The sequence below is a fragment of the Cellulomonas sp. P5_E12 genome, assembly GCF_054049315.1.
In genome coordinates, this window is sequence record NZ_JBFUMP010000003.1 from 219,230 (window position 1) to 238,020 (window position 18,791).

Sequence of the window (18,791 nt, forward strand, 5' to 3'; positions counted from 1 at the left end):
CGCTGTGTCACGCCGCCTCCCGCGCGTCTCACATCGTGGTTCACGAGATCAACTGTTGGACGGGTCGGGCCCCACGACCGGGTCCATGTCGAATGCCGGCAGCCCGTCGATGCTCACCCGGTTCTTCAGGCGCCGGTAGTCCGCCTGGCCCTCGATGCCCTTGCGCTCCATGTGCTGCGGCAGCAGGTCCCGCTCCCCCTCCAGCGCCATCCGCGGGACGCCGTAGCCGCACGAGTCCGAGACGCGGTCCACGTCGACGACGATCACGGCGCGGGCGCCGCGCGTCTCGGGGAACAGCGCCGCGAGCTCGTCGAAACCCTCGTCGTAGAGCGTGACGAAGCGGCCGCGGCCGTACAGCCGGACGATGTTGGGCGGGCCCTCGAACGCGCAGAACATGAGCGTGATGCGGCCGTTGTCCCGCAGGTGGGCGATCGTCTCCGAGCCGCTCGCGGTGAGGTCGATGTACGCGACGGTGTGCTCGTCGAGGACCACGAACGAGCCGGCGATGCCCTTGGGCGACAGGTTGACGTGCCCGTCGGGGCCGCTGGGTGCCGTCGCGACGAAGAACATCGGCTGCGCCTCGACGAATGCGCGCAACCGACCGTCGATCCGTTCGTGAACCTTGCCCACGCCCGCTCCTACCTCTCGACGACCTCCGCCCGAGCGTAGCCACGAGCCGTCGAGCGGTCGTCCACGATCCGCAGGGCGGGCAGTCCGCGGCGGCGGAGGAGCAGCTCGGCGACGACCAGGTTGGGGATCCAGGCCAGGAACGGGACCGCGGTGTACGCGTTGGTGAAGGCGGCGTCGGCGTCGGCAGCCGTCGCGATCCACGGGGTCTGCACGGCCACGAGCATGCCGGTCCAGAGCCGGAGCGTCACGGCCGCGTAGGTCAGGGCGAAGTTGCGGATCATCCACGCCTGGTGGCTGCGGACCTCGCCGGCGCGGATGGCCCGGTACCCGCGCCACCCGGTCCAGATCCAGAGGATGCCGAGCGTGCCGAAGCCGAAGAACCCGACCATGCCCGCCGAGCTCACCGGCGCGAGCGCGAGCGCGGCGACCCCGCCGACCAGCACCGCGACGAGGTACGTCCGGCCGATGGCCCGGTGCACGGAGGGCACGCGCTCACGCAGCGACCGCCAGAACTGCAACGGGCCGAGCAGGAGCGCGACGCCGCCACCGACGATGTGGACGTAGAACGCGGCGTGCACCCAGGCGGCCTTGTCCTCGTACGCTCCAGCGAGCCCGACGGCGTCGCCGGCCAGCTCGTGCAGCGGAGCGGTGACGTAGGGGGTCACGGCGTAGACCGCGATGGCCAGCGACGAGAGCGCGATCCACGTCCAGCCGACGCGGTGCCGGGTGCGGGTCCGAGGACGGGGTCGCGCCGGGGCCAGGGTCATGACTCGACGCTAGGGAGCGGTGCATGGCCCGGTCTGTACCGTCAGCCCCCCGGCTCACCAGGGGGTTGACCCCACCTCGGGATCAGGCGGTGACCGCCCGGTGGACCCGCGCCTCCCACGGGCGCAGGTGCGGGCCCGCGGGGTGGGCGTAGTTGCCGAGCACGAGCTCGCCCAGGTCGTCACCCAGCGGGACGTCCTGCACGACCCCCGAGAAGTTGCCCAGCACGGTGAGCGTCACGTCGCCCAGCCGACGGGTGAAGGCGTACACGTGCTCGTGCTGGGGCAGCAGCATGGTGAAGTCGCCCAGGGACACCACCGGGTCGTCGTGCCGCAGGGCGATGAGCGCGCGGTAGTAGTGGAAGACCGACTCGGGATCCGCGCGCTCGGCGGCGGCGTTGAGCGACGGGTAATTCTCGTTGACCTCGATCCACGGCGTGCCGGTGGTGAACCCCGCGTGCGGCGAGCCGTCCCACTGCATCGGCGTGCGCGCGTTGTCTCGGCCCATCGCGGCGATGCCGGCGAGCAGGTCCTCGTCGCTGCCGGTGCCGACCGTCTTCGCGACGGCCACGTGGTTGAGCGTCTCGATGTCCCGGTACTGGTCGAACCGCGTGAAGTGCGCGTTCGTCATCCCCAGCTCCTCGCCCTGGTAGACGTACGGCGTCCCGCGGTGCAGGTGCAGGACCGTGGCGAGCATCGTCGCGGACTCTCGTCGGAAAGCGCCGTCGTCGCCGAAGCGGGAGACCACCCGGGGCTGGTCGTGGTTGTCCCAGTAGAGGCTGTTCCAGCCGACGTCGGCCAGCCCCGCCTGCCAACGCCCGAACGAGGCCTTGAGGTCGAGCAGGCGCAGCGGGCGGACGTCGAACTTGCCGCCCGGGCCGTGGTCGAGGCCGACGTGCTCGAACTGGAAGACCATGTCGACCTCCTCCCGCTGCGGGTCGGTGAAGTCGCGCGCCTGGTCGACCGTGACGCCGGGCATCTCCCCCACGGTGAGCAGCTTCTCGGGCCGGTCGGCGAAGACCGCCTTGTGCATCTCCGCCAGGAACTCGTGGATGCGCGGGCCGCACACGTACGACGCCGATCCGTCGGCGAGCAGGCCGTCGGAGACCACCCCGTCGGGCAGCGTCGTGTCCTTGGAGATGAGGTTGATGACGTCCATCCGGAAGCCGTCGACCCCCCGGTCCAGCCACCAGCGCATCATCTCGTAGACGGCGTCCCGGACCTCCTGGTTCTCCCAGTTCAGGTCCGGCTGCTTGCGGCTGAACAGGTGCAGGAAGTACTCGCCGCTCGCCTCGTCCAGCTGCCAGGCCGACCCCTCGAAGAAGGACCGCCAGTTGGTCGGCTCCGCGCCCGGCGCCCCGGCGGCCATGCCGTCGCGGGGCGGTCGCCACCAGTACCAGTCGCGCTTCGGGCTGGCCGGGTCGCGCGACTCGACGAACCACCGGTGCTCGTCGGACGTGTGGTTGACGACGAGGTCCATGACCAGCTTCATGCCGCGGGCGTGCAGCTCGTGGACCAGCGCGTCGAGGTCCTCGAGCGTGCCGAACACGGGGTCGACCGCCTGGTAGTCGCTGATGTCGTACCCGTTGTCGTCCTGCGGGGACGCGTAGATGGGCGACAGCCACACGACGTCGACACCGAGGGCGGACAGGTGGTCGAGCCGCCCGAGGATGCCGGGGAGGTCGCCGATGCCGTCGCCGTCGGAGTCCGCGAACGAGCGCGGGTACACCTGGTACACCACGGCCCGGGTCCACCACGGGGCATTCTCGGGGGTGAAGGTCATGCGATGGCTCCTCTCGCCGGCAGCAGGTCCTGCTCGGGCTGGTCGAGCCGGATGCGCTCGACGGCGTCCTGGATCGCGATCGTCGCGGCCCCTCGGGCCCACGCCGAGAAGCCGGACTCGTCGACGTAGAGCCGGACGGGTTCGGCGCGCGGGTCGCGGTCGGCGGCGATCGCCGCGCGCACTCGCTCCTCGGCGACGGTGAGGAGCCCGATGCCCTCGCCGGCGAGCACGGCCGCGGGCTGCAGCGTGAGGTTGACCGACAGGGCGACGAGGCGCCCGAGGGCCGTCGCAGCCTCGTCGACCACGGTCGTCGCCGCGGGGTCGCCATCGCGCGCGAGCCGCAGGACCTCGGCGTAGTCGAGGGGCCTCTGGTGCGCCGCCGACACCTGAGCCGCGATGGACCCCGAGGCCAGCATCGCCTCCGCGCACCCGCGGTGGCCCAGGTGGCACACCGGGCCGGTCGTGCTGAGCGGGATGTGCCCTCCGAGGCCGACTCCCGCCTCACGCGAGTGCACGACCTGTCCGTTCACCACGAGCGCGTACCCGACGCCGGCACCGATCGTGATGACGACAAAACCTGGGATGTCGCGACCCAGCCCGAACCAGAGCTCCGCCTCGGCGAGCGCGACGAGGTCGTTCTCGAGCGACGCGGGGACCCCCAGCTCTGCCTCGACGAGCGAGGCGAACGGCACATCTGTCCAGCCGAGGAACGGGGCGAACTCCACCCGGCCGTCCCGCACAGCGCCGCCGAGCGACACCCCCACCCCCGCGATGCGGTCGACGCCGAGCCCACGGACTGCGCGGGCGATCTCGGCCGCGACGCCCTCCGGGTCGCGGGTGCTGAGAGGGCGCTCCTCGTAGGCGAGGAGCGCCGCTCGCACGTCGGTCGCGACGACGTGCAGGGACTCCCCCGTCACCTTGACGCCGGCGAAGTGGGCCAGGCCCGGCCGGACGTCGAGCGGGCGAACAGGGCGACCGACCGAGCCGTCGGACCGGTCGTCGAGCTCGACCAGCAGACCCCGGTCGAGGAAGGGCTTCGCGAGGCGCGTCAGGCTCGGCGGTGACAGCCCGAGCCGGCTGGTCAGCTCACTGCGCGAGATCGGCCCGTGGATCAGCACCGCGCGCGCGAGGGCGCCCTCGCTGTCGCTCAACATGCACTCGACCCGTTCATTGGTTCCATCATGGCATGAACGAGGCTTCCTTGCGGTGCGAATCGGCGCTCTGCGCGTCTTGTGGGTCTTGTTTCTTCCGTGTTAGAACTAACCCATGCTCTTCCACGACGAGGTGACCGCCGCCGACCGCCCGGCTGCCCCGCTGCCCGGAATCCCGGAACGGGTTCTGCACCTGCGTCGCGGTGGCACCAGCGTCGTGATCGATGTCGACGCCGAGCCGCACCCGGCGATCGTGCACTGGGGCGAGGAGCTCACCGACTCGAGCGAGCAGACGCTGCACAGCCTGGCGATCGCGGCGCGCCCCCAGCGTGTCTCGGGCGGCCTGGACGAGCCGGCGCGCGCCACGCTCGTCGCCTCGCAGGCCGGCGGATGGCTCGGCACCCCGGGCCTCGAGGGGCACCGCGACGGAGTCTCGTTCAGCGTCCGCATGGAGCTCGTCGGCATCGAGGCCGACGACCACGGGGCGCGGCTGTCGCTCGTGGACTCCCAAGCCCGGCTGAGCGCGGAGCTGGAGCTGCGCGTGGGCACCGCCGGGCTGTTCCACCAGCGGATCACGCTGCGCAACGACGGGGACTCCCCCTACGTCGTCCAGGTCATGCACCTCGCGTTCCCGGTGCCGTGGGACGCCACCGAGATCCTCGACACCACCGGTCGACACCTGCGGGAACGCACGCCGCAGCGGCACCCGTTCGGGTACGGCACGTACCTGCGCGAGAGCCGTCGCGGCCGGCCGGGTGCGGACGCCACCCTCGTGCTGGCCGCCGGCCGACCGGGGTTCGGCTTCGAACGCGGTCGGGTCCACGCCGTCCACGTCGCGTGGAGCGGGAACCACCGCCTTCTCGCGGAGCGCTCCGCGACCGGCGACGCGGTCCTCGCCGGCGGTGAGCTGTTCGCACCCGGAGAGGTCGTCCTCGCGCCGGGCGAGTCGCTCACGTCGCCGGAGGTCGTCGGGTCGTGGGGCGACGGGCTCAGCGAGCTCGCGCACCGCTTCCACGACGAGTGGCGCCGCCGCCCGGCCCACCCTCGCCGGCCGCGGCCGATCACCCTCAACACGTGGGAAGCGGTCTACTTCGACCACTCCCTCGAGAGGCTGACCGCGCTCGCGGACGCCGCCGCGACGGTCGGCGTCGAGCGGTTCGTCCTCGACGACGGGTGGTTCGACGGGCGCCGCGACGACACGGCGGGTCTCGGCGACTGGTACGTCGACGAGACGGTGTGGCCGGACGGGCTGCACCCGCTCGTGGATCACGTCCTCGCCCGCGGCATGGAGTTCGGGCTGTGGGTCGAGCCCGAGATGGTGAACCCGGACAGCGACGTCGCCCGGCGGCACCCCGACTGGATCCTGCGGGCGCGGACGGCGCTGCCGCCGGCCGCGCGCCAGCAGCAGGTCCTCAACCTCGCGCACGAGGACGCCTACGCCTACGTCGCCGCCCGCCTGCACGCGCTGCTCGACGAGTACCCGATCGCGTACCTCAAGTGGGACCACAACCGCGACCTGCTCGATGCCGGCAGCGGCCCCGAGGGGGGTGCCCGGGTCCGCGAGCACACCCTGGCCCTCTACCGGCTGCTCGACGAGCTCAAGGCGGCCAACCCCGCGCTGGAGATCGAGAGCTGCGCCTCCGGTGGCGCCCGCGTCGACCTCGGGATCCTGGCGCGCACCGACCGGATCTGGACCAGCGACACCCTCGACCCGCTCGAGCGGCTGGTGAACCAGCGGTACACGGCGCTGGTGGTGCCCCCCGAGATGATGGGCATGCACCTGACCAGTCCCGTCGTGCACTCCACCGGCCGGACCGTGGACCTCGACTTCAGTGCGGCGGTCGCGCTGTTCGGCCACTTCGGGATCGAGTGGGACCTGACCGCGACCGACGACGACACCCGAGGCCGGATCGCGGCGTGGGTGGAGTACGCCAAGCGCATCCGCCCGCTGGTCGCCACGGGCCTGACCGTCAACGTCGACGACAGCGAGCCCGGGATCGATGTCCGCGGCGTCGTCGCCCCGGACGGTACGTCGGCCGTGTTCACGATCACGCAGACCGACACGACCGCCGCCTACCCGCCGGGACGGGTCCGGATCCCCGGGCTCGACCCCGGCCGGATCTACCAGCTCCGGCTCGTCGGGGGCGCGACGAACGCCGCCGCCCAGTCGGAGCTCCAGTGGCTGGCCTTCGACACCACGCTGACGGGTCGTGAGCTCGACGCCGTCGGCCTGCGACCCCCGGTCCAGTACCCCCAGAGATCCACCGTCATCGAGCTGGTCGCTCAGGACTGAGCAGCCAGATCCCGGCGCAAGGAGGCGCACGATGAGACACCGAGACCCACGACGCGTTCGCATGACGGCAGCGGCCGCAGCGGTCGCCCTGCTCGCCGCCGTCGGCGGCTGCGCGAACGAACCGTCCGACGGCGTGACCACCCTGAACTTCTTCCAGTTCAAGGGCGAGGCACTCGAAGACTTCGACAAGATCATCGCCGACTTCGAGGCGGAGAACCCCGACATCCGCGTCGTGCAGAACCAGGTCGCAGATGCCGACACGGTCATCCGGACACTCCTCGTCAAGAACAAGGCACCGGACGTCATCACCCTCAACGCCAGCGGCAACTTCGGCCGCCTCGCGCAGGCCGGGGTCTTCTACGACTTCTCCGACGAGCCCGTGCTCGACACCATCAACCCTGCGGTGCAGGAGATCCTCAAGGACCTCGGCACGTACGGCGACGAGGTCAACGGCCTCGGCTACGTCAACAACGCCAACGGGATCCTCTACAACCAGGAGATCTTCGCCCAGCAGGGCCTCGAGGTCCCCGAGACATGGGACGAGCTCATCGCCGTGTGCGACAAGCTCAACGCCGCGGGCATCACCCCGTTCTACGGCACCCTCGCCGACTCGTGGACCGGGTTGCCCTCGTTCAACGGACTCGGGGCATACCCCGCGCAGGACGGCTTCTTCGACACGATGCGCGAGCAGGGCGAGGACACCGGACCCGACTCCGAGGTCTCGTTCCAGAAGAACTTCGCCGAGGCGATGGACCAGCAGGCCCAGCTGTTCGGCTACATGCAGGACGGCTACCGAGGGGCGACCTACGACGACGGCAACGCCGCGTTCGCCAACGGCGACGTCGCGATGCTCCTGCAGGGCATCTGGGCGCTGAGCCCGATCAAGGGCATCAACCCCGACATCCAGACCGGCATCTTCCCGTACCCGGCCGCAGACGACCCCGCCGACCGCATGCTCGTCTCCGGCGTCGACGTCGCGGTCACCATGCCGAAGGACTCGAAGCACCCCAAGGAGGCGCTGCGGTTCATCGACTACCTGTTCCAGAAGGACGTCATCGAGGCGTTCGCCGCCTCGCAGAACATGGTCCCGTCGGTCAAGGGCGCCGAGCTCAGCGACGAACCCGCAATCCAGTCGGTCAAGCCGTACTTCGACGAGGGCCGCATCGCCGGCTTCATCGACCACCAGATCCCGCCGAGCATCCCGCTCGCCGCCATCGACCAGCAGTTCCTGTTCAGCGGCGACGCGGACGCCGCGCTCGCCACCCTCGACAGCGAGTGGAGCAAGGTCGCCGCTCGCACCATCCCCGTGACGGGAGAATGACGATGACGTCCTCCACGCAAGTCCTGCCCGCGGAACCCGGAGCCGACCGTTCGAGCGCACCCACCGTGCGGCGCGTCAAGATCGGCCGGGCACAGTCCACCTTCTACTGGATGGTCTGGCCCGCGGTCATCGCCTTCGCCCTGTTCCACACCATCCCCGTGCTGGTGGGCGTCTTCTACAGCCTGACGAACTACGCCGGCTACGGCGCCTGGAACTTCGTCGGCCTGTCCAACTACGTCAACCTGTTCAAGGACGACCGCGTCCTGGCCGCCTACGGGTTCTCGTTCCTGTTCGCCATCGCGGCGACCGTGCTGACCAACGCGATCTCGCTGGCCATCGCGATGGGCCTCAACACCAAGATCATGGCGCGCAACTTCTGGCGCGGCGTGTACTTCGTGCCGTACGTCTTGGCGGCCCTGGTCATCGGCTACGTCTTCCAGTTCTTCTTCTCGAGCTCGCTGCCCAAGATCCTGGCGAGCATCCCGCTCTTCGCCGACAACATCCTCACCAACGAGACCTGGGCATGGACCGCGATCGTCGCCCTGGCCGTCTGGCAGGCCTGCGCCTTCACGATCATCATCTACCTGTCCGGCCTGCAGACGATCCCGCGCGAGCTCTACGAGGCCGCGTCCCTGGACGGCGCCAAGGCGTGGCGGCAGTTCAAGTCGATCACCTTCCCGCTGATCAGCGCGTTCTTCACCATCAACATCGTGCTGAGCCTCAAGGGCTTCCTGCAGGTCTTCGACCAGATCGTCGCCCTGACCAACGGCGGGCCGGGCACCGCGACCGAGTCGGTCACCCTGCTCATCTTCCGCGGCGGGTTCTCCGGCGGGGAGTTCGCCTACCAGTCCGCGAACGCGGTGATCTTCTTCATCGTCATCACCGTGGTCTCGCTCTTCCAGTTCAAGGTTCTTCAGCGCAGAGAGGCGGACTTCTGATGACCACCGCAGGAACCGCCCTCGGCCAGGCCGAGGCCGTCCTTCCCGAACCCCGACGTCGACGCACCAAGGCAGTCGCCGACGACGACACCCGCAAGATCAACTGGTGGGTGACCGCACTGATCGCGGTGTGCTCGCTGACGATCCTCGTCCCGCTCTACCTCGCCGTCGTCGTCGCGCTCAAGACACCCGACCAGCTCGCCGCCGGCACCGGTCTCGAGCTGCCGAACCCGATCCGCTGGGAGAACTTCAGCGAGGCCTGGACGCGGACCGACTTCCCGCAGGCGCTCATGAACACGGCGATGATCACCGTCGGGTCCGTCGTCCTCACGCTGCTGACCAGCTCGGTCGTCGCCTACGCCATCGCACGGAACATCCACCGACCGTTCTTCAAGGGCGTGTTCTTCTACCTGCTCGCGGCCCTGTTCATCCCGTTCCCGATCATCATGCTGCCGCTGGTAAAGCAGACCGCGCTCCTGGGCCTCGACAACCAGGCCGGCATGATCCTGCTCTACACGATCTACGGGCTGTCGCTGAACATCTTCATCTACACCGCCTACATCCGCTCGATCCCGATCGAGCTCGAAGAGGCGGCACGGGTCGACGGCGCATCGACCTGGCGGGTGTTCCGGCAGATCATCTTCCCGCTGCTGACCCCGATGAACGCGACGGTCGGCATCCTCACCTGCGTATGGGCATGGAACGACTTCATCATGCCGCTCGTCGTGCTCACCGATCCCGGGGCGCGGACCCTGCCCCTCGCGCAGTACGTCTTCCAGGGCCAGTTCAACACCGACTACACGGTGGCGTTCGCGTCCTACCTCATGGCCATGGCGCCCCTGCTGGTCGTCTACGTCTTCAGCCAGCGCTGGGTCATCTCCGGGGTCACGCGGGGGTCGATCAAGTAGCCGCGACGACCGACGGGCCCGCTCCCTCAAGGCGCGGGCCCGTCGTTCGTACCGGTCAGATCAGCACGGCGCCCTTCGACGCCGACTGCACGAGCTTCGCGTACTTGGCCAGCACTCCGCGCGTGTAGGTGGGGGGCAGGGGCGCCCAGCCGACCTTGCGGGCCTCGAGCTCCTCCTCCGAGACCAGCACGTCGAGCGTCTCGTTGGCCACGTCGAGCCGGATCCGGTCGCCGTCCTTGATGAACGCGATCGGGCCGCCGTCGACCGCCTCGGGTGCAACGTGGCCGACGCACAGGCCCGTGGTGCCGCCCGAGAACCGGCCGTCCGTGAGCAGCAGCACGTCCTTGCCCAGGCCGGCGCCCTTGATGGCGCCGGTGATGGCGAGCATCTCGCGCATGCCCGGTCCGCCCYTGGGGCCCTCGTAGCGGATGACCACGACGTCGCCGGCCACGATCGTGCCGTCCTCCAGCGCGTCCATCGCGTGGCGCTCGCGCTCGAACACGCGGGCCGTGCCCTCGAACACGTCGGAGTCGAAGCCGGCCGACTTGACCACGGCGCCGTCGGGCGCCAGCGAGCCGTGCAGGATCGTGATGCCGCCGGTCTTGTGGATCGGGTTGTTCATCGCCCGCAGGATCTTGCCGTCGGGGTCCGGCGGGTTCACGTCGGCCAGGTTCTCCGCGACCGTCTTACCGGTGACCGTGAGGCAGTCGCCGTGCAGCAGGCCCGCGTCGAGCAGCGCCTTCATGACGACGGGCACGCCGCCGATGCGGTCGATGTCGTTCATGACGTAGCGGCCGAACGGCTTGAGGTCGCCCAGGTGGGGCACCTTGGCGGCGACGCGCGAGAAGTCGGCGAGCGTGAGGTCGACCTCCGCCTCGTGGGCGATCGCCAGCAGGTGCAGGACCGCGTTGGTGGAGCCGCCGAACGCCATGACGACGGCGATCGCGTTCTCGAACGCCTCCTTGGTCATGATCTGGCGCGCGGTGATGCCCTTGCGCAGCAGCTCCACGACGGCCTCGCCGGACTTGTGCGCGTAGGCGTCGCGGCGGCGGTCGGCCGACGGCGGGGCGGCGGAGCCGGGGATCGACATGCCGATCGCCTCGGCCACCGACGCCATCGTGTTGGCGGTGTACATGCCGCCGCAGGCGCCCTCCCCGGGACAGATCGCGCGCTCGATGCGGTCGACGTCCTCGCGGCTCATGAGCCCGCGCGCGCAGGCGCCGACCGCCTCGAACGCGTCGATGATGGTCACGTCCTTCTCGGTGCCGTCCTCGAGCTTGACCCAGCCCGGCGCGATCGAGCCGGCGTAGAGGAAGACGCTCGCCAGGTCGAGGCGGGCCGCCGCCATGAGCATGCCCGGCAGGGACTTGTCGCAGCCGGCCAGCAGCACGGACCCGTCGAGGCGCTCGGCCTGCATGACGGTCTCCACCGAGTCCGCGATGATGTCGCGGCTCACCAGCGAGAAGTGCATGCCCTCGTGGCCCATCGAGATGCCGTCGGACACCGAGATCGTGCCGAACTCCAGCGGGTACCCGCCCGCGGCGTGCACGCCCGCCTTGGCCGCCTGGGCCAGCCGCTGGAGCGACAGGTTGCAGGGCGTGATCTCGTTCCAGGAGCTGGCGACGCCGATCTGGGGCTTCGCGAAGTCGTCGTCACCGAGGCCTACCGCGCGGAGCATGCCGCGCGAGGCCGTGGCCTCCAGACCGTCGGTGACGGTGCGCGAGCGGGGCTTGATGTCGACGGAAGGTGCAGCAGAGGTGGGGGCGTTGTCCGACGTCACGGTCATGCTCGCGAGTGTATGACTGCGCTCCGGCGCGGCGACGGGAGGGTCAGCCTGCGGACGACGGCCGCCGCCGGACGTCGGGTCAACGAGGCGGCGCGGTCGATCCTCGCTCGACGAGAGACGTCACGAGCTGGATGTGGGTCTTGTCGACCGGCTCCCCGGCCATGAGCGTGATGAGCAACGCGATGGCCGCCGCACCCATCTGCTGGATCGGCTGGTGGACCGTACTGAGTGCCGGGGTGGTCAGGGTCGACTCGGGGATGTCGTCGAACCCGATGATCGACAGCTCGCCCGGGACGTCCAGCCCCAGCTCCTGCGCGATCTCGAGCGTGCCGATCGCGGACAGGTCGTTGGCGGCGAAGACGGCGGTCGGTCGCTCCGGCAGCGTCAGCAGCTCGCGGGCGGGCTCGTGGGTCGAGTCCTTGCGGTAGTCGCCCGCCCGCATGAGGCCGGGATCGACCGCGATCCCGGCGTCGGCGAGGGCCTTGCAGTAGCCGGCCTCGCGCAGCCGTGAGGACTCGAGGTCGGAGCGACCGCCGATGAAACCGATCCGCCGGTGGCCGAGACCGAGGAGGTGCTCGACGGCGTGGACGGCGCCGGTGAAGTTGTCGGAGTCCACGGTCGGCAGCCCCGATGGCCCCGCGTGGGGGTCGATCGCGACGACAGGGATGCCGGCGTCGGCCTCCAGGACGGTCGGGGTGACGAGGACCGCACCGTCGATCAGGGTGCCGCTGAGCCGGGAGAGGTAGCGCCGCTCCCAGCCGACCCCGCCGGTCAGCTGGCCACCGGTGTAGGCGAGGAGCGCGTAGCCGGAGTCACCGAGCCCGATCGAGGCACCCTTGAGGATCTCGGCGCTGAACGGTTCGAACTCGGCGACGAGGATGCCGATCACGTTGGTCTTGTGGGACCGCAGGCTCCGGGCCACGAGGCTCGACTCGTACCCGAGCTCCTCGATCACGGCCTGCACGTGCGAGGTCGTCCGGCTGGCGACGCCGTAGCGCTCGTTGATCACCTTCGAGACCGTCGCGGTCGAGACTCCCGCTCGCCGCGCGACATCCGTGATCGTCACCCGTTGACCCATGTGTGGAGCGTACTGCAACTAAATCGTTATCGATAACGTTTGATATTGCAGATTCCCTGGCCCCTGGATCATGGGGACGAGGCGATGCTATCGACCCACCTGGACCACGGCGACCAGGCGACTGCGCGCCGCGCCGGAGCTGCCGTCATCTCGAGGGCAGGTACTCGAACCGCTCCACGTGCGCGACCGTCGCCGTCGGCCGCCCGTTGCTGGTGGCGTACGCGCCGATCCACAACCCGAGGAACCCGCCGGTCGCGACGGAGTCGAGCGCTCGCCCGTCGACCACCGCGACGGTCACCGGCTCGGCGCCCTCTGCTCCAGCCAGCAAGGAGTAGTCCTGCCCTCTGGCGCGCACGGTCAGCGTGACGGGCCCGCCGCCCGCCGGGAGCGACAGCTCTCCGAGGGTCGACTCGACGCCACCCCGTCGGTGCACGGCAACCACCCGGCGCTCGAGCCCGGTGAAGAACAGCCGCACGTGGTTGCTCTCCGACTGCCGCACCGCGAGGCCGACCTCCTCCCCCGAGCCGACCGAGGCACGGACGACCGCCCGCACGTCGACGTCGGCATGCTGCTGCCGGACTCCGAGGAAGGCGGGCGTGACCGGATCGGACAGGGTGCTCGGCAGCATCCTCAGGTCCCATCCGTCACCCCGCGCCGACGCGAACTCGGCCGCCGRCCCGCGCACCGAGGTCCACCGCCGGTCGTCGGGTCGAACCGTCCCGGACGCGTGACCCTGGGCGACACCGGGGGCGGGGTGCCCGGCGAACGGCACCTCGACCTCGGGCATGACCTGCCCGGCACCGGGGGCGAAGACCGGCCACCCGTCCTCCCAGACGACGGGCACCAGGAACGTCTCACGGCCGAGGTTGTAGTGGTAGCCACCGTACGGCCGCATGCCCAGCAGGACGGCCCACCAGCTCCCGTCCGCCGCCTGGACGAGGTCGGCGTGCCCGACGCCGACGACGTCCGACCCGATCCCGAGGTGCCGGTGGGTGAGGACCGGGTTGCCCTTGCTGCCCACGTACGGCCCGGTCACCGTGTCGGCTCGCGCGACGGAGACCGCGTGGTGGAACTCGGTGCCACCCTCCGCGGCGAGGAGGTAGTACGTGCCGTCGACCTTGTACAGGTGCGGACCCTCGGCCCAGACGACGTTCCGCAGCGCCCCGTTCCAGATGATGTGCTCCGGCCCGACGAGCGCCATGGTCTCCGGGTCGAGCTCCCGCACCCATATCTCGGTCTGGTCGTGCCACTCGGGCGCGCGTGCAAGCCGGGCGCCGTGCACCCAGACCCGACCGTCGTCGTCGAAGAAGATCGACGGGTCGATGCCGTCGGCATCGAGCCACACCGGGTCGGACCATGGCCCGGCCGGGTCGGAGGCCGTCATCACGAAGTTGCCGCCCCGCGTCGCGTCCCGCTGGTCGACGAGGGTGCACACGAGCCAGAACGTGCCGTCGCGGTACCGGAGCGTGGGCGCGTACAGGCCGCCCGACGAGGCGATCCCGTCGTAGTCGAGCTGGCCGGCCCGGTCGACCACGTGGCCGATCTGCTTCCAGCTCGCCAGGTCGGTGCTGCGGAAGACCGGCAGCCCGGGGAAGTACTCGAAGGTCGAGGTGACGAGGTAGAAGTCCTCCCCCACCCGGCAGATCGTCGGGTCCGGGTAGCACCCCGGCAGCAGGGGGTTGCCGACGAGCGTCATGCGCCGACGATCTTGACTTCCACCGTCCGCGAGTCGGCGGTCGTGACCTCGTGGACGTCGCCGGTGATCGCCACCACGGCGCGGGCCGTCGCAGTTCCAGGGATCTCGTGCGTCTCGGTGGCCCTGCCGTTGGAGATCACCCCGCCGGTGGACTCCTTGACGTTCGTCCCCGCGAGCGACGACGCCGCGTGCGAGCCCACCCATACCTCGACGTCGCCCGGCTCGACCACGCGGACCATGCGCCGGTCGGAGAAGGCGAACCGGGTGGTGGGCACGGAGAACGTCACCCGGCTGGACGCGCCGGGCTCGAGCTCGACACGGGCGTAGCCCAGCAGGGCCGCGACCGGCCGGGTGATCGTGCCCTGCACGTCGTGGCCGTAGAGCTGGACCGCGTCGGAGCCCGCGACGGAGCCCGTGTTGGTCACGGTCACCGCGGCCGTGAACGTGCCGCTCGACGCGACGGACGCGTCGACGGCCAGGTCGGAGTAGGCGAAGTCCGTGTACGACAGGCCGAACCCGAACGGGCGCAGCGGCGTGGAGTCGGTCGAGGTGACGTCGGACGGCCCACCGAGGATCGGCTGCAGGTAGGAGTACGGCTGCGCGCCGGTCGAGCGCGGCATCGACACCGGGAGCCGACCGGACGGGTTGACCGCCCCCGTGAGGACCTCGGCGATGGCGAGCCCGCCGCCCTCACCGGGGAAGAACGCCTGGAGCACGGCGCGCGGGCGTGCGCCGACGCCGTCGAGCGCCCAACCGACGGCGTACGGCCGACCGGTCAGCAGCACCATGACGATCGGCGTTCCCGTCGCGACGAGTGCCTCGACGAGCTGCCGCTGGACGCCCGGCAGGTCGAGCGACTCCGAGTCGTTGCCCTCGCCCACGGTCCCTCGGCCGAACAGGCCCGCCTGGTCGCCGACGACGACGACCGCGACGTCAGCACCCTGGGCGGCGGCGACGGCGTCGGCGAACCCGGAGGTGTCGTCGCCCTCGACTGTGCAGCCCTCCGCGAACACGAGCTCGGGGCGCGCCAGGCCGGCGCGGTCGAACGCGGTGTCGAACCCCTCGAGGACCGTGGGGATCTCGAAGCCCATCGGGAGCTCGGGGTGGTGCGCGAGCACGTGGTTGGCGAACGAGTAGCAACCCATGAGGGCTTCCGCGCGGTGCGCGTTCGGGCCGACGACGGCGACACGCGCCGGCGGGGAGGCCCACCCGTTGAGCGGGAGCACGCGGTCGTCGTTCGACAGCAGGACGACCGACTCCTCGGCGAGGCGCCGGGCCAGCTCCTGGTGCCGGGCCGAGTTGAGGTCGACGTCCGTCGGCGGCTCGTCCTCGAAGGCGTCGGGGTCGAGCAGACCGAGCTCCTCCTTCTGGGCGAGGGCGCGCAGGACGGCACGGTCGACGAACGCCTCGTCGAAGGCGCCGGCGCGGACCCGGTCAGCCAGCGGCTGGAGGTAGGCGTCGCCGGTGGGCAGCTCGATGTCGATGCCGGCCTCGAGCGCGAGGGCGGCCGCCTCGCCGCGGTCGCCGGCGATGGCGTGCATGACCTGCAGGAACGCCACGGCGAAGTAGTCGGCCACGACTACACCGTCGAAGCCCCACCGCTCCCGCAGCACCTCGGTCAGGTACTGCGTGCTCGACGCCAGGGGCACGCCGTCGACGTCGACGTAGGCGTTCATCACCGAGCGGGCACCGCCGTCGAGGACGGCCATCTCGAACGGCGGCAGGTACGTGTCGGCGATCTCGCGCGGACCCGCGCTGACCGGAGCGTGGTTGCGGCCGGACCTCGAGCCCGAGTAGCCGACGAAGTGCTTGAGCGTGGCGTGCACGCCGGCCTCCTGGAGGCCCTGCACGTACGCGGTGCCGATGGTGCCGACGAGGTACGGGTCCTCGCCGATGCACTCGTCGACGCGCCCCCACCGCGGGTCGCGCACCACGTCGAGCACCGGCGCGAGGCCCTGGTGGATGCCCAGCTCCCGCATCGAGGCGCCGATCTCGCGCGCGGCCTCGTGCACGAGCTCCGGGTCGAACGACGCACCCCAGGCCAGCGGGGTCGGATAGGTCGCGGCCCGCCACGCGGCCAGGCCAGTGAGGCACTCCTCGTGGACCAGCGCGGGGATGCCCAGACGCGTCTCGCGCTTGAGGCGGCGCTGCTCGGCCCACAGCCAGGCTGCGCGCTCGGCCGGGTCCACCGGGCGGGTGCCGTACACCCTCGTGTAGTGGCCGATGCCGTCGCGCGTCACGTCCCCGAGGGCGCTGGAGGCCTTCTGGCCCGCCGCCATCTCGGACTGCATGGGCGCGACCGTGCCGTTCTGGTCGAGCCAGTAGCCCACGAGCTGGGCCAGCTTCTCCTCGAGAGTCATCTGCGCGTGCAGGGCGCGCACGCGCTCGGACACGTGAGGGATGGCGGGTACGGCGTCGGCCACGGGGTCCTTCTCCTTCGTCATGACGTGGTGGTGCGTTGGTCGGCGGACGGCACGGGCCGCGCGACCACGGACGCGGCGCCGGCCGCGCCCGTCGTCGGACGCCGGTTCCTGCCCGGTCAGCCCTTGACCGCGCCGGTGAGGCCGCCGACGATGCGGCGCTCGAAGAGCGTGAAGAACAACAGGGCCGGGATCATCGACAGGGACGTGAACGCGAGCACCCTCGCAGTGTCCACGGAGTACTGCGACGCGAAGGCCTGGACCCCCAGCGGGAGCGTGTAGCTGTTCTCGTTGTTGAGGATGAACAGCGGCAGGATGTAGCTGTTCCAGCTGGCGATGAACGCGAGGATCCCGACGGTCACCACGCCCGGGATGGACAGTGGGATCACCATGCGGAAGAAGAATCCGAGCCGGCTCGCGCCGTCGATCGACGCCGCCTCCTCGAGCTCCTTGGGGATCGCCCGGAGGAACGGCACGAGGATGATGACGGTCGCCGGCAGGGCGAAAGCGATCTGCGGGAGGATGATGCCCGCCAGGCTGTCGCTCAGGCCAAGGCCCCGGATCATGATGTAGAGCGGCGTGATGGCCACGGTGATCGGGAACATCAGCCCGGCGGCGAAGAGCGCGTACAGGGCGGCCCGACCCGAGAATTTGTAGCGCGCGAGCACGAAGCTGGCCGCCACGCCGAGGACGACCACGCCGATCGTGGTGCCGACGGCGCAGATCACCGAGTTGCTCAGCTGGCGCCAGAAGATCGGGCTGCTCAGCACCTCGGTGTAGTTGACGAGCTGCCACTTCGACGGGAAGCCCGACGGGTCGACCGTGATCTCGGCGTTCGTCCGGAAGCCGCCGATGATGATGTAGAGCACCGGAGCGATGCACAGGCCGACCAGCGCCCACGCCACGACGTAGGTGGCCCAGCCGGCACGGGACAGGCTCGGCCGCTTGCGGCCGGCCACCGGGCGCGGGGCCGTCGGGCTCAGCGGGGGCGCCGTAGTCGCCGTCATCACTTCTTTCCTTCCGTCAGGGCACCCTCGGTGTCGCGCCGCAGCACGAACCGCTGGTAGGTCAGCGCGACGATGAGCGAGATGATGAAGAGGACCACCGCGACCGCGCTGCCGTAGCCGTAGTTCGCGGCGTTGCGGCCGTTGACCACCATGTAGGTGGCCATGGTCGAGGTCCCGGCCGTCGCGGCCACGTACTGGCCCCAGATGATGTACACGAGGTCGAAGAGCTGCAGGGCTCCGATGATCGAGAGGAACGCCCAGATCCGGATGGTGGGGCCGAGCAGCGGCAGGGTGATCCGCCGCTGGGTCTGCCAGTAGCTCGCCCCGTCGATCGCCGCGGCCTCGAACAGCTCCTCCGGGATGCTCTGCAGCCCGGCCAGGAACAGGATCACGGCGAAGCCGATGTACTTCCACGTGATGATGACCATCAGCGAGGCCATCGCGACCTTCGGGTCGGACAGCCAGTCCACCGTCCAGTTCGGGAACCCGATCTTCGTGAGCAGGTCGTTGACCGCGCCGTTGGTCTGGAGCATGAGGCTCCAGCCGGTGCCGACGATCACCTCGGAGATGACGTAGGGCACGAAGATCAGCACGCGCACGAGCGAGCGGCCGCGCATCTTCTGGTTGAGCAGGAGCGCGAGCAGCACCGCGGCGGGGCCCTGGAGCACCAGGGACAGGATCACGATGACGAAGTTGTGCCGCACGGCGTCGTGGAACGTCGTGTCCTGCAGGATCGTGACGTAGTTCTGCAGCCCGACGAAGTCCGTCGGCGGGCCGAAGCCCTTCCACTTGAAGAAGCCGTAGTACCCGCCCAGGATCACCGGGAAGATGACGAACGTCAGGAACATCAGGACGGCGGGGCCCGCGAGCAGGGAGATCTCGAAGCGCTGCCGCCACGGCGAGGTCCCGACCCGGTAGACCGGGGACGACGCCGTGTCGGCGCCGTCCCCGATCGCCGAGGAACCCTCGGGCGAGGATGTCACGGCGAGATTGCCCTCGCCCGAGGAGTTGCTCAT

The 18,791-nt window shown here is 70.4% G+C and carries 14 protein-coding genes; 4 read left to right on the forward strand and 10 right to left on the reverse strand.

Going from position 1 to position 18,791, the window contains the following annotated elements; all coding sequences use genetic code 11:
- Nucleotides 1-48 precede the first annotated feature (48 nt).
- The 4 genes from ACXJKA_RS03895 to ACXJKA_RS03910 all read right to left on the reverse strand — a co-directional run bounded on the left by ACXJKA_RS03895 (nucleotide 49) and on the right by ACXJKA_RS03910 (nucleotide 4,331).
- Nucleotides 49-630: a pyridoxamine 5'-phosphate oxidase family protein gene (locus ACXJKA_RS03895; protein WP_456823859.1), complete on the reverse strand. Its 582-nt coding sequence runs from the start codon at nucleotides 628-630 to the stop codon at nucleotides 49-51.
- Nucleotides 631-638: 8 nt separating this feature from the next.
- The gene (locus ACXJKA_RS03900; RefSeq protein WP_456823860.1) at nucleotides 639-1,397 is read right to left on the reverse strand and encodes a DUF2306 domain-containing protein; all 759 of its coding nucleotides are present in this window, start codon (nucleotides 1,395-1,397) and stop codon (nucleotides 639-641) included.
- Nucleotides 1,398-1,479: 82 nt separating this feature from the next.
- A complete protein-coding gene (locus ACXJKA_RS03905) occupies nucleotides 1,480-3,177 on the reverse strand; it encodes a glycoside hydrolase family 13 protein (protein WP_456823861.1) in 1,698 nt (565 codons plus the stop codon).
- A complete protein-coding gene (locus ACXJKA_RS03910; RefSeq protein WP_456823862.1) occupies nucleotides 3,174-4,331 on the reverse strand; it encodes an ROK family protein in 1,158 nt (385 codons plus the stop codon). Before ACXJKA_RS03910 ends, ACXJKA_RS03905 begins: the two co-directional genes overlap by 4 nt.
- 112 nt (nucleotides 4,332-4,443) lie before the next feature.
- On the opposite strand from ACXJKA_RS03910, the gene ACXJKA_RS03915 reads away from it, so the two are divergent.
- The 4 genes from ACXJKA_RS03915 (at nucleotide 4,444) to ACXJKA_RS03930 (ending at nucleotide 9,788) form a co-directional block, all read left to right on the forward strand.
- Nucleotides 4,444-6,621 (forward strand): alpha-galactosidase, encoded by a 2,178-nt coding sequence (locus ACXJKA_RS03915; protein WP_456823863.1) that lies wholly within the window; start codon nucleotides 4,444-4,446, stop codon nucleotides 6,619-6,621.
- A gap of 61 nt (nucleotides 6,622-6,682) precedes the next feature.
- Nucleotides 6,683-7,942 carry an ABC transporter substrate-binding protein gene (locus ACXJKA_RS03920; protein ID WP_456823864.1) on the forward strand — a complete coding sequence of 420 codons (1,260 nt, stop codon included), beginning with the start codon at nucleotides 6,683-6,685 and terminating at the stop codon, nucleotides 7,940-7,942.
- A gap of 2 nt (nucleotides 7,943-7,944) precedes the next feature.
- Nucleotides 7,945-8,880 (forward strand): carbohydrate ABC transporter permease, encoded by a 936-nt coding sequence (locus tag ACXJKA_RS03925; protein ID WP_456823865.1) that lies wholly within the window; start codon nucleotides 7,945-7,947, stop codon nucleotides 8,878-8,880.
- Nucleotides 8,880-9,788, forward strand: a complete 909-nt coding sequence (locus ACXJKA_RS03930) for a carbohydrate ABC transporter permease (RefSeq protein WP_456823866.1) — start codon at nucleotides 8,880-8,882, stop codon at nucleotides 9,786-9,788. The genes ACXJKA_RS03925 and ACXJKA_RS03930 overlap by 1 nt, the downstream gene beginning before the upstream one ends.
- A 55-nt stretch (nucleotides 9,789-9,843) precedes the next feature.
- On the opposite strand, the gene ilvD is transcribed toward ACXJKA_RS03930, so the two are convergent.
- The 6 genes from ilvD to ACXJKA_RS03960 form a co-directional block, all read right to left on the reverse strand.
- Nucleotides 9,844-11,574: a dihydroxy-acid dehydratase gene (ilvD, locus tag ACXJKA_RS03935; RefSeq protein ID WP_456823867.1), complete on the reverse strand. Its 1,731-nt coding sequence runs from the start codon at nucleotides 11,572-11,574 to the stop codon at nucleotides 9,844-9,846.
- Nucleotides 11,575-11,653: 79 nt separating this feature from the next.
- Nucleotides 11,654-12,652: a LacI family DNA-binding transcriptional regulator gene (locus ACXJKA_RS03940; RefSeq protein ID WP_456823868.1), complete on the reverse strand. Its 999-nt coding sequence runs from the start codon at nucleotides 12,650-12,652 to the stop codon at nucleotides 11,654-11,656.
- Between the two features lie 145 nt (nucleotides 12,653-12,797).
- On the reverse strand, nucleotides 12,798-14,348 hold the full coding sequence (locus ACXJKA_RS03945; protein WP_456823869.1) for a family 43 glycosylhydrolase: 1,551 nt from the start codon (nucleotides 14,346-14,348) through the stop codon (nucleotides 12,798-12,800).
- Nucleotides 14,345-16,792 carry a beta-xylosidase/alpha-l-arabinosidase gene (locus ACXJKA_RS03950; RefSeq protein ID WP_456823870.1) on the reverse strand — a complete coding sequence of 816 codons (2,448 nt, stop codon included), beginning with the start codon at nucleotides 16,790-16,792 and terminating at the stop codon, nucleotides 14,345-14,347. The genes ACXJKA_RS03945 and ACXJKA_RS03950 overlap by 4 nt, the downstream gene beginning before the upstream one ends.
- A gap of 95 nt (nucleotides 16,793-16,887) precedes the next feature.
- Nucleotides 16,888-17,775 (reverse strand): carbohydrate ABC transporter permease, encoded by an 888-nt coding sequence (locus ACXJKA_RS03955; RefSeq protein WP_456823871.1) that lies wholly within the window; start codon nucleotides 17,773-17,775, stop codon nucleotides 16,888-16,890.
- On the reverse strand, nucleotides 17,775-18,791 hold the full coding sequence (locus ACXJKA_RS03960; RefSeq protein WP_456823872.1) for a carbohydrate ABC transporter permease: 1,017 nt from the start codon (nucleotides 18,789-18,791) through the stop codon (nucleotides 17,775-17,777). Before ACXJKA_RS03960 ends, ACXJKA_RS03955 begins: the two co-directional genes overlap by 1 nt.

Bases quoted from the DNA above. Each gene is read 5' to 3' on its own strand.
- ACXJKA_RS03900 (WP_456823860.1), bottom strand. From the start codon at position 1,397: ATGACCCTGGCCCCGGCGCGACCCCGTCCTCGGACCCGCACCCGGCAC.
- ACXJKA_RS03905 (WP_456823861.1), bottom strand. From the start codon at position 3,177: ATGACCTTCACCCCCGAGAATGCCCCGTGGTGGACCCGGGCCGTGGTG.
- ACXJKA_RS03910 (WP_456823862.1), bottom strand. From the start codon at position 4,331: ATGTTGAGCGACAGCGAGGGCGCCCTCGCGCGCGCGGTGCTGATCCAC.
- ACXJKA_RS03915 (WP_456823863.1), top strand. From the start codon at position 4,444: ATGCTCTTCCACGACGAGGTGACCGCCGCCGACCGCCCGGCTGCCCCG.
- ACXJKA_RS03920 (WP_456823864.1), top strand. From the start codon at position 6,683: ATGACGGCAGCGGCCGCAGCGGTCGCCCTGCTCGCCGCCGTCGGCGGC.
- ACXJKA_RS03925 (WP_456823865.1), top strand. From the start codon at position 7,945: ATGACGTCCTCCACGCAAGTCCTGCCCGCGGAACCCGGAGCCGACCGT.
- ACXJKA_RS03930 (WP_456823866.1), top strand. From the start codon at position 8,880: ATGACCACCGCAGGAACCGCCCTCGGCCAGGCCGAGGCCGTCCTTCCC.
- ACXJKA_RS03940 (WP_456823868.1), bottom strand. From the start codon at position 12,652: ATGGGTCAACGGGTGACGATCACGGATGTCGCGCGGCGAGCGGGAGTC.
- ACXJKA_RS03950 (WP_456823870.1), bottom strand. From the start codon at position 16,792: ATGACGAAGGAGAAGGACCCCGTGGCCGACGCCGTACCCGCCATCCCT.
- ACXJKA_RS03955 (WP_456823871.1), bottom strand. From the start codon at position 17,775: ATGACGGCGACTACGGCGCCCCCGCTGAGCCCGACGGCCCCGCGCCCG.
- ACXJKA_RS03960 (WP_456823872.1), bottom strand. From the start codon at position 18,791: ATGAGCAACTCCTCGGGCGAGGGCAATCTCGCCGTGACATCCTCGCCC.